The organism is Polaromonas sp. P1_E1_2 (assembly GCF_056406035.1).
This window is the reverse complement of the sequence record NZ_JBFUAZ010000022.1, coordinates 1-15,701: the sequence shown is the minus strand read 5'-3', so window position 1 is coordinate 15,701 and position 15,701 is coordinate 1. Positions and strand designations below refer to the sequence as shown.

Annotated in this window: 14 protein-coding genes and 1 pseudogene; 13 read left to right on the top strand and 2 right to left on the bottom strand. The window is 63.5% G+C overall.

Features of this window, described 5'->3' with window-relative positions:
- The first annotated feature begins 391 nt into the window (after positions 1-391).
- Both AC1D1P_RS02720 and AC1D1P_RS02715 read left to right on the top strand, forming a co-directional pair.
- Positions 392-1,702, top strand: a complete 1,311-nt coding sequence (locus AC1D1P_RS02720; protein ID WP_477672023.1) for an ammonium transporter — start codon at positions 392-394, stop codon at positions 1,700-1,702.
- 39 nt (positions 1,703-1,741) lie between these two features.
- On the top strand, positions 1,742-2,203 hold the full coding sequence (locus AC1D1P_RS02715) for a hypothetical protein (RefSeq protein WP_457281700.1): 462 nt from the start codon (positions 1,742-1,744) through the stop codon (positions 2,201-2,203).
- A gap of 262 nt (positions 2,204-2,465) precedes the next feature.
- Here the strand turns inward: AC1D1P_RS02715 and AC1D1P_RS02710 are convergent, their stop codons facing one another.
- Positions 2,466-2,801 (bottom strand): hypothetical protein, encoded by a 336-nt coding sequence (locus tag AC1D1P_RS02710; RefSeq protein ID WP_477672016.1) that lies wholly within the window; start codon positions 2,799-2,801, stop codon positions 2,466-2,468.
- Between the two features lie 331 nt (positions 2,802-3,132).
- On the opposite strand from AC1D1P_RS02710, the gene AC1D1P_RS02705 reads away from it, so the two are divergent.
- The 8 genes and pseudogenes from AC1D1P_RS02705 to AC1D1P_RS02670 all read left to right on the top strand — a co-directional run bounded on the left by AC1D1P_RS02705 (position 3,133) and on the right by AC1D1P_RS02670 (position 10,935).
- Positions 3,133-3,780 (top strand): phosphate/phosphite/phosphonate ABC transporter substrate-binding protein, encoded by a 648-nt coding sequence (locus AC1D1P_RS02705; protein ID WP_477672015.1) that lies wholly within the window; start codon positions 3,133-3,135, stop codon positions 3,778-3,780.
- A 307-nt stretch (positions 3,781-4,087) separates the two neighbouring features.
- Positions 4,088-4,861: a crotonase/enoyl-CoA hydratase family protein gene (locus AC1D1P_RS02700; protein WP_477670249.1), complete on the top strand. Its 774-nt coding sequence runs from the start codon at positions 4,088-4,090 to the stop codon at positions 4,859-4,861.
- 70 nt (positions 4,862-4,931) lie between these two features.
- Positions 4,932-6,791, top strand: a complete 1,860-nt coding sequence (locus AC1D1P_RS02695; protein ID WP_477672014.1) for a feruloyl-CoA synthase — start codon at positions 4,932-4,934, stop codon at positions 6,789-6,791.
- 34 nt (positions 6,792-6,825) lie between these two features.
- On the top strand, positions 6,826-8,085 hold the full coding sequence (locus tag AC1D1P_RS02690) for a thiolase family protein (RefSeq protein WP_477672013.1): 1,260 nt from the start codon (positions 6,826-6,828) through the stop codon (positions 8,083-8,085).
- 77 nt (positions 8,086-8,162) lie between these two features.
- A complete protein-coding gene (locus AC1D1P_RS02685; RefSeq protein WP_477672012.1) occupies positions 8,163-8,948 on the top strand; it encodes an SDR family NAD(P)-dependent oxidoreductase in 786 nt (261 codons plus the stop codon).
- A gap of 5 nt (positions 8,949-8,953) precedes the next feature.
- Positions 8,954-9,310 (top strand): annotated as a pseudogene (locus AC1D1P_RS02680) (acyl-CoA thioesterase); the annotation flags it as partial.
- A 29-nt stretch (positions 9,311-9,339) separates the two neighbouring features.
- Entirely contained in the window at positions 9,340-10,332 is a 993-nt protein-coding gene (locus AC1D1P_RS02675) for a Bug family tripartite tricarboxylate transporter substrate binding protein (protein ID WP_477670244.1), read from the top strand.
- Positions 10,333-10,476: 144 nt separating this feature from the next.
- A complete protein-coding gene (locus AC1D1P_RS02670) occupies positions 10,477-10,935 on the top strand; it encodes a MarR family winged helix-turn-helix transcriptional regulator (protein WP_457281691.1) in 459 nt (152 codons plus the stop codon).
- 60 nt (positions 10,936-10,995) lie between these two features.
- On the opposite strand, the gene AC1D1P_RS02665 is transcribed toward AC1D1P_RS02670, so the two are convergent.
- Entirely contained in the window at positions 10,996-12,729 is a 1,734-nt protein-coding gene (locus AC1D1P_RS02665) for a GMC family oxidoreductase (protein ID WP_477672011.1), read from the bottom strand.
- Between the two features lie 362 nt (positions 12,730-13,091).
- Here AC1D1P_RS02665 and AC1D1P_RS02660 point away from each other — a divergent pair, with 362 nt between their 5' ends.
- The 3 genes from AC1D1P_RS02660 to AC1D1P_RS02650 form a co-directional block, all read left to right on the top strand.
- Entirely contained in the window at positions 13,092-14,222 is a 1,131-nt protein-coding gene (locus AC1D1P_RS02660) for an MlaE family ABC transporter permease (protein ID WP_477672010.1), read from the top strand.
- Positions 14,219-15,007, top strand: a complete 789-nt coding sequence (locus tag AC1D1P_RS02655) for an ABC transporter ATP-binding protein (protein WP_477672009.1) — start codon at positions 14,219-14,221, stop codon at positions 15,005-15,007. The genes AC1D1P_RS02660 and AC1D1P_RS02655 overlap by 4 nt, the downstream gene beginning before the upstream one ends.
- A gap of 34 nt (positions 15,008-15,041) precedes the next feature.
- Positions 15,042-15,701: MlaD family protein (locus AC1D1P_RS02650; protein ID WP_477672008.1), on the top strand; the 660-nt coding region annotated here is incomplete at its 3' end.

The following is a 15,701-nucleotide window of genomic DNA, read 5'->3' as shown; positions in this document are numbered from 1 at the left end:
GCGCACTGTCCCAGTGCATTGGGGGTTTCCCGGCCCCGGGCTTTGGGCGGCCGCTGGTTCTGTGGATGTTTTTGGGGCACCACGCCAATCGTTTGCGCACTTTTGCAGTACATATTTTCCGTCGCAGTCCCATCACACGAGCTACTGCGGTATTGGCACGACTTATGCCTGTTGTTACCAATTGTTGGTTGATTGAACAGGCGGGCACCGTATGCATATGAACAGATTTCTGGCCTTGAGTATGTCTTTATGCTTGGGCCTGGCATGCCAGCAAGCCCTGGCACAGACCACGGCTCCCCCGGCAGTGGCGCCGCCAGCAGTCACTGCCAGCGCTCCGGAAGTCGCACCGTCCCCCGCACAGGCCACGATTCCTGCGCCTCCTGCCGCTCCGATGGCTGCCGCGTCTGCGCCCCTTCCTGTGCCTCCTGCGGCTGCCCCGGCACCGCTGACGCAGCCAGGGCTGGTCGGCGTGGAGACCCTCAATGGTGCCGACACCGCCTGGATGATGACCTCCACCGCACTGGTATTGCTCATGACCCTGCCCGGCATTGCCCTTTTTTACGGCGGCATGGTGCGCAGGAAAAGCGTGCTCAACGTCATGGCCTGCGTCGTCGCCATCTGTGCCGTCGTCAGCCTGCTCTGGTTTGCGGTGGGGTACTCCATCGCCTTCACGCCCGGCAAAGGTGCGCTTGGGCACTATCTGGGTGGTCCCGAGCGGCTCTGGTTCACCGGGCTGGACTACGTGAAGGATGCGCAGAAGGTGGCCGTGAGCCATATCGCGCCCAACATTCCCGAGTCGGTCTACGCCATGTTCCAGCTGACCTTCGCCATCATCACGGCCGCGCTGGTGGTCGGATCGTTTGTGGAACGCATGCGGTTTTCCGCGATGCTGGTGTTCATGTCGCTGTGGACCGTCGTCGTTTACGCACCCATTGCCCACTGGGTCTGGGAGCCCAATGGCTGGCTGGCGCGCATGGGCGCGCTGGACTTTGCCGGCGGCTCGGTCGTGCACATCAATGCCGGCATTGCCGGGCTGGTCTGTGCCTACGCGCTCGGGCCACGCCACGGCTACGGCCGTGAACCGTTTACGCCTTTCAACCTGGGCCTGACCATGGCCGGTGCCGGCATGCTGTGGGTCGGCTGGTTTGGCTTTAACGCCGGCTCCGCCGTGGCCTCCGACGGCCGGGCCGGCCTGGCGATGGCCGTCACGCACATCGCGGCGGCCGCGGGCGCTCTCTCGTGGATGGCGGCCGAATGGATTGTTCGCGGGCGTCCTTCCCTGCTGGGACTGTGCTCGGGCCTGGTCGCCGGGCTGGTCGCCATCACGCCGGCGGCGGGCTTTGTCTCGCCGCGCGCGGCCCTGGTGTTTGGCCTGGTGGCCGGCGTGGCCTGCTACTGGGGCGCCACGGGCCTCAAGCGCCTGCTCAACGCCGACGATTCACTGGACGTGTTCGGCGTGCACGGCGTGGGCGGCATTGTGGGTTCGCTGCTGACCGGCATCTTTGCCAGCAAGGCCATCTCCGGTGTCGAGGGCAGCCTGATGACCCAGGCGATCGGCGCAGGCGCCGTCATGCTCTACAGCCTGTTCATGACGGCGCTGGCCTTGTGGGTCACCTCGCTGATCGTCAGCCTGCGCGTCAGCGAAGCCGCCGAGAGCGACGGCCTGGACATCACCCAGCACGCCGAGCGGTTGGGCACGTAACTGACAAACAACGGACTCCACTTTCAAGGATTGCGCACCATGCCCTCCAGTGAAAAAATTGCCGTTGCGGCCCACCTGCATGTGCTGTTGCGCCGCAAAACCGGCCGCGTGACCGACACCGAGTGGATGGCCGGTAACCAGGAATACGCCGCCGAAATAGCGCGTTTTGCGCGGGAAAAAGCCGCCGAGGATGGCCACGTGGACCTGGCGGTGTGGGCCGACCGGCTTGAAGAAATCATGGCCACCCCCGAGCCCAAGGCACGCGTGCCGCTGGTGCAGTTGGTGTCCGAGGTGGTGAAGGAGCGCAGCCAGCCGGTGCTTGCCCCGGCGCCTGTGCCCGACCGCCAGAGCGCCCGGTCCATCGATACCGAGGAAGAGGTCTATCCTGAATCAGGTTTTATCGAGTCGACATTCGGTGCCATCTTCGGCGAGGGCGAGTCGCCGCGAGAGCGCCGCCAGCGCGACCCGAATGCGCCGCGCTATGTGAAGGGCCTGCGATAACTTGTAGCCCCCTGTCTCGGCTCACTGCGTGTAGCCGGAACCCCCCTCAGGGTGGCAACACCTGCAGCCCGGCAAAGCCGGTTCTGCGGTGTTCTTGCCCCGAACGCGCTGCGCTTCGTGAAGAGCTTGCGCTGAACGCTGCGGGGGTTTTCCCGCTTAATTACTTTGCCGGCGCGGCATGCGGCGCTGCGGCTTCCCGAGCGCGGTTCAGGCTGTGCGCCAGCATGTTGCGGGTGCGAATGCGGATGTTGGCGCTGGCATCTTAAGCAAACGCGGCCACATAAGGGTGGCCTGCGTTATCCGCCAGGATGCTGCGCCGCACCTGATCCAGGCCGGCATCGCAGGCCGCCAGTGCGGCATCGGCGAGCACAAACACGGACTGCTCCGGGTTGTCTTTCAGCGACTGCAAGGCGCTCTGGGCACAGCGCTGGTAGTCGTTGATGGCCGTGGCCACCGGGGCGCGGGCAATCGACAGCGGGTCCTGGCTGGCGCGCGGCGCCGGGCTACAGGCAGACAGGGCAGTCAGCAGCATGGCGATCAGGAAGGTGGGCAGACTCTTCATGATTTCGGTCGGTCGGGCGGCGGTGGTCTGCGGCATCTTCCGATTGTGTCATCGGGGTGCAAATGCAAGCGGGCGCCCACCATGTCATGAGGGTGGTGGAAAAAGTTGACAGGGGTAAATTGCGCTAGCCAGCGCCGGACACACGCAGTAGCATGCGTGAGCTTTATATAAGGAGAGGCTTATGCTGAGGAGATGGATGTTAGGGACCCTGGTGTTGGGGTTCAGCCAGTTTTGTATGGGCACTGCCAATGCCCAGGCGCAGGCCCAGCARCTGRTRCTGGGCATCAGCGAAGGCACYTCGGGYGGCCTSGAYCAYGCCCAGGTGATYGCCAAATACCAGGGSCTGGCCGAGGTGATCGGCAAAGCCATGAARGCCAAGGTCAGCGTGGTGTTTGCGCGCGAATTCAAGCAGCTGGAAGAAGGCATGCAGACCGGCCGCTTCGACCTGGTGATGGCACGCCCGAGCGACTACCCGGCGCGCGGCATGCGCGACTACGGCTACAGCTATATCGCCAGCACCAAGCCCGACGGGCAGTGCTTCATCATTGCGCCCAAGGGTTCGGCCCTCAAGACCATCGACGACGTCAAGGGCAAGCGGATTGCCTTGCCCGAGCAGATTGCCTATATGTCCCGCTTCTGTGCCGCAGAGCTCAGGGACAAAGGCATCCTGGTCGACAAGGAAAACGTGCAGTTCGTGCGCGAACAAGCTGCCGTCGGGTTCTACCTGGACAACAAGTTTGCCGATGTGGGCGGTGTCGCTTCCTACTCGGGCATCGGCAAAAAATGGGAAAAAGACGGCGGCCGCATCCTGCACAAGAGCGTGGCGCAGCCCTACTTTCCGCTGGTGGCCCATAAACGCGTCAAGCCCGAACAGCTCAAGGCGATCCAGGAGGAATTGCTGGCGCTGCCCGCCAGCGATGCCGGCAAGGACGTGCTCAAGCGTATCGGCATCGAGCAGTTCGACACCACGTCGGAAGCGCGCATGCGCGAGCTGCTGAAGTGGCTCAATATTTGAGCCAGGCCTTCGCCGGCTGCTGCCGGCGCCAGGCCGGGCCACAGCGAAACTGACTGACCGCTAGCGTTAGCGGCACACCCAGTGTGCCGAATCGCCGTCTGCCGGGCGACCCAATTTCCTCCATCCCCTGCGGGGGGAGTCATTCTTCATCCAGGGTTTCCTCCTGCGGATTGCCTTGCGGGCCGGCTGGTCCGCCGCGCAAACATGCCTTGGTACGCCCTAGGGTTTTCACTAGAAAAAAAAGKCTTAATCACGTTGTAATAGTTATTATTCATAACCATAATTGGCTTCCGGAAACACACTTCACATGACCCCAAAATACCTTCATCTCGAAATGCACGGCAATGTCGCCGTGGTCCGCCTGGCGCGCCCTGCCAAACGCAACGCCCTGGGTGACGCCCTGATCCTGGCACTGCGGAACCTGTTCGAAAGCCTTCCTTCCGAAACAAAAGCCGCCGTGCTTTGCGGCGAGGGTGACCACTTCTGCGCGGGCCTTGACCTGAGCGAACTCAAGGAGCGTGACGCCAGCCAGGGCCTGCACCATTCGCGCATGTGGCACGCAGCGCTGGAGCGGGTGCAGTACGGCCCGGTGCCCGTGATCGCGGCCCTGCACGGTGCCGTGGTCGGTGGTGGCCTGGAGCTGGCAAGTGCCTGCCATATCCGGGTTGCCGACGAAAGCGCTTTCTACGCGCTGCCCGAAGGCTCGCGCGGCATCTTTGTCGGTGGTGGCGGTGCGGTGCGCATCCCGCGGCTGATCGGCGCCGCACGAATGACCGACATGATGCTGACCGGCCGTGTCTACAACGCGGTGGACGGTGAGCGCATAGGCATCGCGCAATACCTGGTGCCCGAGGGCCAGGCTTTCGCCAAAGCCCTTGAACTGGCCACTCGCGTGGCAGAAAACGCACCGCTGACCAACTACGCCCTCATGCATGCGTTGCCGCGCATTGCCGAGCAACCGGCAGACCAGGGGTTCTTCACCGAGGCCCTGATGGCCGCAGTGGCGCAAAGCGCACCCGAAGCCAAGAGCCGCGTGAAAGACTTCCTGGACGGCAAGGCCCGCAAGGTCCAGAAGGGCTGACCAGGCCGGGCGGGCAGGCAAGAGAGACATCCAGAAAAAAGACAGAAGACAAGAGACAGAAGAGACAACCATGAGTGCCCCGAAATTTCGTCCCATGGCCTTTGGCGTGACCCGTGTGGTTTTGCGCGACGGCGTACCCGGTGTGCGCTATCTGCGCGCAGACCAGGCCCTGCAAGCCTTCCCGACCCGTATCACTGACCGCCTGCAGCATTGGGCGCAGACGGTCCCGGGCCGCAGCTTCATGGCGCGGCGCGAAAAGCTGGCTGATGGCAAGACCGGCGACTGGCGGCACATCACTTATGCCGAAGCTTGGGTCTCGGCCCGCAACATCGCACAGGGGCTGGTCGACCGGGGCCTGAGCGCCGAACGCCCGGTGGTCATCCTGTCGGAAAACGACCTGGAGCATGCGTTGCTGGCGCTGGGTTGCATGCTGGCCGGCGTGCCCTTTGTACCGACGTCTCCGCCCTACAGTCTGGTCAGCCAGGACTACGACAAGCTGCGCCACGTGCTCAAGACCGTGACGCCGGGTCTGGTGTTTGCCGCCGACGGCGCCCGCTACGCCAGGGCCATCAGCGCAGCCATTGGCAACGACGTCGAGGTGGTGCTGGCTACCGGGCAGGTCGAAGGGCGCGCCACCACGGCGTTTGCCGAACTGGCTGCAACGCCGGCCACGGAGGCCGTAGACCGCGCCATGCAGGCCACAGGGCCGGACACGATCGTGAAATTCCTGTTCACCAGCGGCTCCACCAAGATGCCCAAGGCGGTCATCAATACCCAGCGCATGTGGTGTGCCAACCAGCAGCAAATGGCGCAATCGATGCCCGTGCTGCAGGACGAGCCGCCGGTGCTGGTCGACTGGCTACCCTGGAACCACACCTTCGGCGGCAACCACAATTTCGGCATGGTGGTGTTCCATGGCGGAACGCTCTACATCGACGACGGCAAACCGACCCCGGCGCTGATGCACGAAACCCTGCGCAACCTGCGCGAGATTGCCCCCACGGTGTACTTCAACGTGCCTACCGGCTTTGAGGCCATCGCCAGCGCCATGAAAACGGACGCAGAGCTGCGGCGCAACCTGCTGTCGCGCGTGAAGATGTTTTTTTATGCCGGCGCTGCGCTGGCCCAACCCGTGTGGGACAGCCTGTACGAGTCCGAAGAAAAAGAAGTGGGCGAGCGCATTGTCATGGCGACCGGCCTGGGCATGACCGAGTCCGCGCCGTTTGCCATTTTTGTGACCAACCCCAACGTGAAAGCCGGCGACCTCGGCGTGCCCGCGCCCGGCATCGAGCTCAAGCTGGTGGACACCGACGGCAAGACCGAGGTGCGCTACAAGGGCCCCAACATCACGCCCGGCTACTGGCGCGCACCGCAGGAGACGGCAGCAGCCTTTGACGAAGAAGGCTTTTTTTGTACCGGCGACGCCGTCAAATGGATTGATGAGGGCAACATTCACCTCGGGCTCAAGTTCGACGGGCGCATCGCCGAAGACTTCAAGCTGGCCACGGGCACCTTTGTCAGTGTGGGCCCGTTGCGTGCAAAGATCGTCGCTGCGGGAGCGCCTTACGTGCAGGACGTGGTACTCACGGGCATCAACCTCAAGGAAGTGGGCGCACTGGTTTTCCCGACACCTGCGGTGCGCACGCTGGCCGGACTGCCGCCCGACGCGCCGCTGCGCCAGGCCGTTGAAAGCCCGCAGGTGGTAGCGCACTTTCAGGAGATGATGAACAAGCTCGCAGAGGGCGCGACCGGCAGCGCCAGCTGCATCCGGCGCCTGCACCTGATGCATGAGCCGCCCTCATTCGACAAGGGTGAAGTCACCGACAAAGGCTCCATCAACCAGCGCGCCGTGCTGACGCACCGTGAAGCTTTGGTGGTAGCCCTGCACGATGACACGGCGCACCCCATCGTCAAACCCGCTGCACCCTGAAACTCAAGCCCCAACACATACACGCACAAACACCATGCCATCCAAAGGATTTTTCTCCGCTTTCGAAGACGTCTGGATGCTCGACGGCATTCGCACGCCCATGGTCGACTACTGCGGCGCCATCGGCCATATATCGCCCACCGACCTCGGCATCAAGGCGGCACGCGCCGTGCTCCAGCGCTCCGGTGTCAGTGGCAGCGATGTCGATTCGGTGCTTGCCGGCAACATGGCTCCCGGTGATTTTGAGCAGTTCATGCTGCCGCGCCATATCGGGCTTTACGCAGGAGTGCCTGTGGAGGTGCCGGCCATCATGGTGCAGCGCATCTGCGGCACCGGCTTCGAATTGTTCCGCCAGGCCGGCGAGCAGATCCAGAGCGGTGCCGCCAGCGTGGCGCTGGTCGTCGGCGCCGAGAGCATGACGCGCAACCCGATCGCCGCCTTCGAACACCGCACCGGTTTCAAGCTGGGTGCACCCGTCGGCTTCAAGGACTTCATGTGGGAGGCCCTGAAAGACTCCGCCGCAGGCATCGACATGATCCAGACCGCGGAAAACCTTGCGAAGAAATACGGCATCACGCGGGAAGCCGTCGATGAATTTGCCTCCAGCTCGTTTGCCAAAGCCGTGGCGGCCCGCGAGGCAGGTTTTCACGCGGGGGAAATTGTGCCGGTGGTCACGGAAGAATTTGAACTCCCAGGTTACGCCACGCGCGGCATACGCCTGCAGGGCAAAACCGCGGAAGTCGCACAGGACACCCACGCACGCTTGTCTCCTGTCGAGGTGCTGGCCAAACTCCGGGTGGTTCACGCCGGCGGGGTGCAGACCGGYGGCAACAGTGCAGCGCTGGTGGATGCGGCAGCGGCAGCCGTGGTGGCCTCGGGCGAGTACGTGAAGGCGCATGGAAAAAAACCGCTGGCACGTGTCGTGGCTGCCGCGGTGGTGGGGGTGCCGCCCGAAATCATGGGCATAGGTCCCGCGCCAGCGATTCGCCTGCTGCTGGCGCGCTGCGGCCTGACGCTGGACCAGATCGGCCGCTTCGAGATCAACGAAGCCCAAGGCGCGCAAACGCTGGCGGTGGCGCGTGAACTGAACCTCGATCTGAGCAAGCTCAATGTCAATGGTGGTGCCATCGCGATGGGTCACCCGCTGGCGGTCACCGGTGTCCGCCTGACGGTCACCGTCGCGCGTGAAATGCAACGCGCGGGCCTGCGTTACGGCATTGCATCCGCATGCGTGGGCGGCGGGCAGGGCATTGCCCTGTTGCTTGAAAACCCCGAAGGGGCCGAAATTTCTTGAGCAAATGGTGGCTGCAGTGCACAGCAGACAAGCGCAAGCAGCTATAAAAACAATAGCAACCGATCTGGAGAGAAGGCATGAAGATTGAAGGACTTGCGGCGCTGGTGACGGGAGGCGGCTCAGGGCTGGGTGAAGCCACTGCCCGTGAGCTGGCACGCCTGGGCGCCAGGGTTGCCGTGCTGGATGTGAATCTCGCCGGAGCAGAAAAAGTCGCGGCCGACATTTGCGCCACGCACGGGAGCGGCACCGCAGTGGCGTGCCAGTGCGACATCACCGACAGCGCCAGCCTGGCGGCCGCGCTGGAAAAAGCCGCAGCTGCGCATGGCCCGGCCCGCATCCTGATGAACGTTGCCGGCATTGGCTCGGCCAGGCGCGTGGTGGGCAAAGACGGCAGCCCTGCGCCGCTCGAAGACTTTGCCAAAGTCGTCACCATCAACCTGGTGGGCACCTACAACGCGAGCCGCCTGTTTGCGGCCGCCTGCGCCAAACTGCCCGCGCTGGAAGATAGCCAGCGCGGCGTCATGATGTTCACGGCCTCGGTGGCGGCCTTTGACGGCCAGGTGGGCCAGCAGGCTTACAGTGCCTCCAAGGGCGGCCTGGTCGGCATGACACTGCCGATGGCGCGCGACCTGGCGCAGCACGGCATCCGCGTCTGCACGGTGGCGCCGGGCCTGTTCGCAACGCCGCTGATGCAGCAATTGCCCGAGGCGGTGCAGGCTTCGCTGGCCGCCAGCATTCCTTTTCCGCAGCGCCTGGGCAAGCCCGAGGAGTTTGCCCAGCTGGCCGCGCACATCGTGGCCAACGACCATCTCAACGGCGAAGTCATCCGGCTGGATGGCGCATTGCGCATGGCGCCAAGGTGAACAGCATGAGCAAGACCGTTGTTTACGAAGTTTCCGTTGCGTTTGGCGACTGCGATCCAGCGGGGATCGTGTTTTTCCCCAATTTCTCGCGGTGGATGGACGCCTCGTCGCTGAACTTTTTTGTCAAGTGCGGCGTGCCAACCTGGCGTGAGCTTGTCAAGACCACCGGCATCATCGGAACGCCGCTGCTCGAGATCAATACGCGGTTCACCCAGCCCGCCGTCTATGGCGAGACGCTGCAGATTCACACAAGTATTGAGGAGTGGCGCGACAAGGTATTCATCCAGAAGCATGTGATCAAACGTGGTGACGACCTGATTTGCGAAGGCCGTGAAACCCGGGCCTTCTGCATTCGCCGTCCGTTGGACATCATTAAAAAAGGAGACATTTCATGCAAACACGCCGTCATTTTGTGCAGGCAGCCGCAACGCTCACCGCAGCCGCCGGCTTCGCCCCGTTCTCTGCCCATGCGAGCCCGCTGGAGCAGGTCAAGATCATTTACGGATTCCCCGCCGGCAGTGCGGGCGACATCTGCGCGCGCCGTGTCGGCGACAGGATGGGCGGCACCGCCTATTCCAAAAACAACGCCATCGTGGACACCAAGGCCGGCGCCGGCGGCCGCATCGCGCTGGAGACGCTGAAGATGGCACCCACGGACGGCTCCGTCATTGCCATGACGCCGTTTTCCTGCATGTCGCTGTATCCCCACATCTACAAAAAGCTGGCCTATGACCCGTTCGCGGATTTTGTATCCGTGGGCACCGCGTCCATGATTCACCATGGGCTGGCTGTGGGGCCGCTGGTGCCCGCTTCCGTGAAGACCGTCCAGGACTTCCTGGTATGGGCCAGGGCCAATCCGAAGGATGCGAGTTATGGCTCGCCCGCTGCGGGATCAACCCCCCACTTTTTGGGCGCCTTGCTGGGCCTGAACAACCAGGTGGAACTCAAACATGTGCCTTACCGCGGTTCCGTGCCCGGCGTGACCGATGTGGTGGGCGGCCAGCTTGCGGCCATGTTCACGCCGCATGGCGACTTCATCCCCAATCACAAGGCCGGCAAGCTGCGCATCCTGGCAACGTCCGGGAAGCAACGCTCACCCTTTGTGCCGGAAGTACCGACCTTCGCCGAGCAGGGCTTTGCCGACCTGACCGTGGAGGAGTGGTTCGGTTTTTGTGCCCCCGCCAAAACGCCGGCCAGTGTGGTCGCCGCCGCCAACGCCGCCATCAACGCCGCCATCAAGGACAAATCCGTCATCGACTCGCTGACGGTGGTGGGCCTGATTCCCTACGGCGGCACGGCGGAGGACATGGCGACCAGCCAGAAGCGCGAACTCGACCGCTGGGGCCCGCTGATCAAGAAAATCGGCTTTACCGCCGAGTCCTGATCAGAACGCGGTGCCGATGACTGATGCCGGGCGCCCTGAGGCACCCGATCATGGATCGGCACCGCTTGGCATAATCGGGGCTGGACTGGCCGCATGCCGTGCGGCGGTCCGTATTGCCCGATGACGAAAGCTTCCTGACCACCTATGCCAGCGTCCCTCAAACCAGCGCCCGCTGTCGAAGAAGTCGATACCTCCTACCTTGAAACACTGATTGGCTACAACGCCACGCGTGCTTCGCTCAAGGTCATTGAACTGTTCATGAAACGCATGGCGGTGTATGACCTGCGACACGTGGATTTTTCCATCCTGTCGCTGATCACGCACAACCCGGGCATCACCTCGCGCCAGCTGTGCAGTGCGCTGAGCATCTTGCCGCCCAACCTGGTCGGGAAAATCGGCACGCTGGAAAAGCGCGAGCTCGTTCACCGCAAGCCGCACCCGCAGGACGGCCGCGCTGTGGGCCTGTATCTCACCGAGGCAGGCGAGGCGCTGATGCGGGAGGCTGAGCGCACCGCCACCAGCCTCGAATCAGATGCCACCGAGCGGCTGAGCGCGGCGGAAAAAAAGACGCTGGTGCGTCTTCTCCAAAAAATCTATCTTTGATCTGTTTCGAAGGGGCGGTTCAGCCGGAGGCTTGCGGGCAGCTTGGGCACGGCGTTGCCTTCAAATGCCGGCCTGAATCCATTCGGCGGCCTTCTCCGCAATCATGAGCGTGGGTGAGTTGGTGTTGCCGCTGGTGATCAGCGGCATCACACCGGCATCCACCACGCGCAGGCCGCGAACCCCGCGCACCCGAAGGTGCGAGTCCACTACCGCCATGGGGTCGTCTTCCTTGCCCATTTTGGTGGTGCCCACCGGRTGGAAGATGGTGGTGGCAATGTCGCCCGCCAGCCGCGTGAGTTCTTCGTCCGTCTGGAACTGCACGCCGGGTTTGAATTCTTCGGGCTTGTATTTGGCCAGCGCGCCCTGGCTGACGATCTTTCGGGTCACGCGCAGGGAGTCGGCTGCCACCTGCCGGTCTTCGGCCGTGCTCAGGTAGTTGGGTGAAATCGCCGGTGCATCCTCAAAGCGGTTGCTCTTGATGTGCACGGTGCCGCGGCTGGTCGGGTTGAGGTTGCATACGCTGGCGGTGAAAGCGTTGAAGCTGTGCAGCGGCTCGCCGAAAGCGTCCAGCGACAGCGGCTGCACATGGTATTCGATGTTGGGGTAGGGCTGGTCGGGCGATGAGCGAGTGAAGGCGCCCAGTTGCGACGGCGCCATGCTCATCGGGCCGGTCTGCTTCAACGCGTACTCCAGGCCGATGCGGGCCTTGCCCCATAACGTGTTGGCCATGGTGTTGAGCGAAAGCCCCCAGCGCTGGTCGCCGTGCACCTTGTAGACCGAGCGGATCTGCAAGTGGTCCTGCAGGTTGGCGCCCACGCCCGGCAGGTCCTGCAGCACCGGAATGCCGTGCTGTTGCAGCAGGGTGGCCGGGCCAATGCCTGAAAGCTGCAGGATTTGCGGCGAGCCGATGCTGCCTGCGCACAGGATGACTTCGCCCATATGCCCCGAGTCGCGTGTTGAATGCGCCGTCACCCGCTCGTCGCCGGCCCACACTTCCACGCCGGTGCAGCGCTGGCTGCCGTCGGCCTGCGGCGCAATCACCAGCTTGCACACCTGGGCGTTGTTCCACAATTCGAAATTGGGCCGGGCATAGCAGGCCGGCCGCAAAAATGCTTTGGCGGTGTTCCAGCGCCAGCCTTTTTTCTGGTTGACCTCAAAGTAGCCCACGCCTTCGTTGTCGCCGCGGTTGAAGTCGGAAGTTGCCGGGATGCCGGCCTGCTGCGCCGCTTCGGCGAACGCATCGAGGACGTCCCAGCGCAGGCGCTGTTTCTCGACACGCCATTCGCCGCCCGAATTGTGGTGACGCAGCAGCTTCTGGTAGGGCTGGCTTTTGTCCTGCATCAGCTCGGGTGCCACGCCGCGCGCGCCGTGCATCGCGTCGGCGCCCTTGTGGTGGTCTTCGTGCAGTTTGAAATGCGGCAACGCGTTGTCCCATCGCCAGGCCATGTCGCCCGTCAGCTGGGCCCACTGGTCGTAGTCGCGTGCCTGGCCGCGCATGTAGATCATGCCGTTGATGCTGGAGCAGCCGCCCAGCGTCTTGCCGCGCGGATAACGCAGTGCCCGCCCGTTGAGGCCGGCGTCCGGCTCGGTGTTGTAGAGCCAGTCGGTGCGCGGGTTGCCGATGCAGTGCAGATAGCCCACCGGGATGTGGATCCAGTGGTAGTCGTCCTTGCGGCCGGCCTCAATGAGCAGCACGCGTTTGGATGCGTCGGCGCTCAGGCGGTTGGCCATCAGGCAACCCGCGGTGCCGGCGCCGACGATGATGTAGTCAAAAACCTGGCTGTCGTCTTGCATGGATGTTTTGTCTCTTGGCTTTCAGCCGTGTGTTTTTGAGGGGCCGGGTGGCTGTGCTGCTTTGGCAGTGTTCTTGCGCCGCCATTCCCATCCTGCCATCCCAGCCTAACGCGAGGCTGACCGCGCGGCAGTGGTTCGATTGTGGCAAAAACGGCGCTATCCCTGCGGCGGGGATTACCCGCTGGCCTTTCCTTCCGGCACGGGGTCCCGGCGGGTTGTAGGACCAAGGCGATAGCGCGTTTTTGGGGCTGTGTATTTGTGTCTCCTGCAGTTACCATGACTGTTTTGCAATTCGGGCGCCGCCCGCCATTGCAGACTGCCGGCAAGCGCCGGGCACCACCGGACGCCTTTACCGAATGCACATGGAAGAATCCACGCCCCGCATCGAACAGCAGGACACGCCGCAAGGCCGGATGTTTGTCGTTCGCGGTGCCTGGACAGCCGCCGACCTCACCGCACAGGAAGTCTGGCAAGGTTTGACGGCGCAACTGCAAGCCCTGCAGGATGGTGCAGCCCAATCCGCCGGCTGGAATCTGGAGCCGCTCGAAAAGCTTGACCACCTGGGTGCGCAGGTGCTGTGGAACCATTGGGGGCGCGACTGGCCTGCGCAACTGCAGGTGCACGCGAGCCAGCGCGCGGTGCTGGAAACCGTCGCCAAATTCAGTGCGGATCCGCCCAAACCCCGCAAGCCTGACTGGACCGGGCCCTTCATCCTGCTGGGTACACGGGTGCTGCGTCTGGTCGACCACCTCAAAGGCCTGGTGCGCCTGATCGGCCAGCTGCTGCTCGACATCATCCGGCTTTTCAGGCACCCGCAGGAAGGCCCCTGGCGCGACCTGTCGGGCCACCTGTTTCATATCGGCGCCACCGCCTTGCCCATCACCGCACTGGTGGGGTTTTTGATTGGCGTGGTGCTGGCTTACCTGATTTCGCAGCAGCTGCGCCAGTTCGGCGCCGACGCCTTCATCGTGAACATTCTGGGCATCTCGCTGATCCGCGAACTCGGGCCGGTGCTGGCCGCCATCCTGATCGCCGGGCGCAGCGGTTCGGCCATCACTGCGCAGATCGGTGTCATGCGGGTCACTGAAGAGCTCGACGCCATGCGCGTCATGGGCATCGCGCGGGGCTTTCGCCTGGTCATGCCGCGCGCGCTGGCGCTGGCCGTGGTGATGCCGCTCATCAGCGTCTGGACCACCATCGCGGCGTTGCTGGGCGGCATGCTGGCCGCCGACATTTCCATGGACGTCACACCGTCCTATTTCATCAATTCGCTGCCAGCCGCGGTGGAGGTGGCCAATCTCACGCTGGCCACGGCCAAATCCGTCGTGTTCGGTGTGCTCATTGCGCTGGTCGGCTGTCACTACGGCTTGCGCGTCAAGCCCAACACCGAAAGCCTGGGGCAGGGGACCACGGCGTCGGTGGTCACATCCATCACTGTGGTGATTCTTGTTGATGCGCTCTTTGCGGTTCTCTTTAAAAGCGTGGGTATATGAGCGAACCCATCGTCGACATCAAAAAACTCTGGACCGTGTTCCTGAACGGCGACAAGAAGGCCGTGGTGCACAAGGACCTGGACCTCACGGTGGAGCGGGGCGAGGTGTTGTCGCTGGTGGGCGGCTCGGGCACCGGCAAAACGGTGCTGCTGCGCCAGATACTGGGGCTGGAAAAACCCACCCAGGGCGAGATCACTGTGCTGGGCCGGCCGGCCGCCGAACTCGGCAAGCGGGGAGCGGCCAGTCGTGTCGGCATGCTGTTCCAGCAGGGTGCGCTGTTTTCGGCCTTCACCGTGCTTGAGAACATCGCCTTCCCGTTGCGTGAGCTCAAGACCCTGCCGCGCGCACTGGTCTATGAGGCGGCCATGGTCAAGCTGCAAATGGTGGGCCTGAGTCCCGACGCAGCCGACAAGATGCCGAGCGATCTGTCGGGCGGCATGGTCAAGCGCGTGGCCTTGGCGCGCGCCCTCATCATGGACCCGCCGTTACTACTGCTCGACGAGCCCACTGCGGGCCTGGACCCGGAAAGCTCCGACAGCTTCGTCTCGCTGCTGCGCTCGCTGCACCGCGACATGGAGCTCACGGTGGTGATGGTGACGCACGACTTGGACACGCTCTTTGAGCTCAGCACGCGGATTGCCGTGCTGGCCGAGCAGAAGGTCATCGTCAACGACGTGCCCAAGGAGGTGGTGGCTTTCCCCCATCCCTTTATCCACGAATTTTTCCTCGGAGAAAGAGGGCAACGCGCCATGGAACTGCTGCGCGAATACCCCTTCACCGTATGAGCACACATCCTCAATTTGAAGAGAGGTCTTGACTATGGAAAACAAAGCCCATGCCATGGCCGCCGGCGCATTTGTACTGGTGGTGACCGCCCTGCTGGCCCTGCTGGCGATCTGGCTGACGCGCGACAACACCCAGCGCGACCTTTACGACATGAGTACCAGCGAAACTGTTTCGGGCCTGCAGCCGCAGGCCACGGTGCGGTTTCGCGGTGTGCCGGTCGGCAAGGTCGAGGTCATCGGGTTTGACACCAAGGTCAAAGGCAATGTGCTGATCCGTGTCTCGATCGACCGCACCGCGCCGGTCACCAAATCCACTTTTGCCACGGTGGCATCACAAGGTGTCACGGGGCTGGGTTTCATCCAGCTCGACGACGATGGAAAGTCCGCCGAGCGGCTGGTGGTGAACGACGACGACCCGCCGCGCATTCCGCTCAAACCAGGTGGGCTGGACAAGCTGCTCAAGCAAAGCGAAGTGATCTTCAACCAGGTCGAAGAAGCCAGCACGCGTTTGAACAAACTGCTGTCCGACGAGAACCAGGCGGCAGTGACTTCCGCCATCACGCAACTCGGTGAGGCGGCCGGCAGCATCAACCGCGTGGCCAAAGGGCTTGAGCCTACGGTAGCGAGCCTGCCGGGCCTGTCGCGCGACGCGACGGCGACGCTGAAATCCGTCAGGACGGCTGCCGACGACGTC

Coding starts and splice junctions, on each gene's coding strand:
- AC1D1P_RS02720 (WP_477672023.1), top strand. CDS start 392: ATGGCTGCCGCGTCTGCGCCCCTTCCTGTGCCTCCTGCGGCTGCCCCG.
- AC1D1P_RS02715 (WP_457281700.1), top strand. CDS start 1,742: ATGCCCTCCAGTGAAAAAATTGCCGTTGCGGCCCACCTGCATGTGCTG.
- AC1D1P_RS02710 (WP_477672016.1), bottom strand. CDS start 2,801: ATGCCGCAGACCACCGCCGCCCGACCGACCGAAATCATGAAGAGTCTG.
- AC1D1P_RS02700 (WP_477670249.1), top strand. CDS start 4,088: ATGACCCCAAAATACCTTCATCTCGAAATGCACGGCAATGTCGCCGTG.
- AC1D1P_RS02695 (WP_477672014.1), top strand. CDS start 4,932: ATGAGTGCCCCGAAATTTCGTCCCATGGCCTTTGGCGTGACCCGTGTG.
- AC1D1P_RS02685 (WP_477672012.1), top strand. CDS start 8,163: ATGAAGATTGAAGGACTTGCGGCGCTGGTGACGGGAGGCGGCTCAGGG.
- AC1D1P_RS02675 (WP_477670244.1), top strand. CDS start 9,340: ATGCAAACACGCCGTCATTTTGTGCAGGCAGCCGCAACGCTCACCGCA.
- AC1D1P_RS02670 (WP_457281691.1), top strand. CDS start 10,477: ATGCCAGCGTCCCTCAAACCAGCGCCCGCTGTCGAAGAAGTCGATACC.
- AC1D1P_RS02660 (WP_477672010.1), top strand. CDS start 13,092: ATGGAAGAATCCACGCCCCGCATCGAACAGCAGGACACGCCGCAAGGC.
- AC1D1P_RS02655 (WP_477672009.1), top strand. CDS start 14,219: ATGAGCGAACCCATCGTCGACATCAAAAAACTCTGGACCGTGTTCCTG.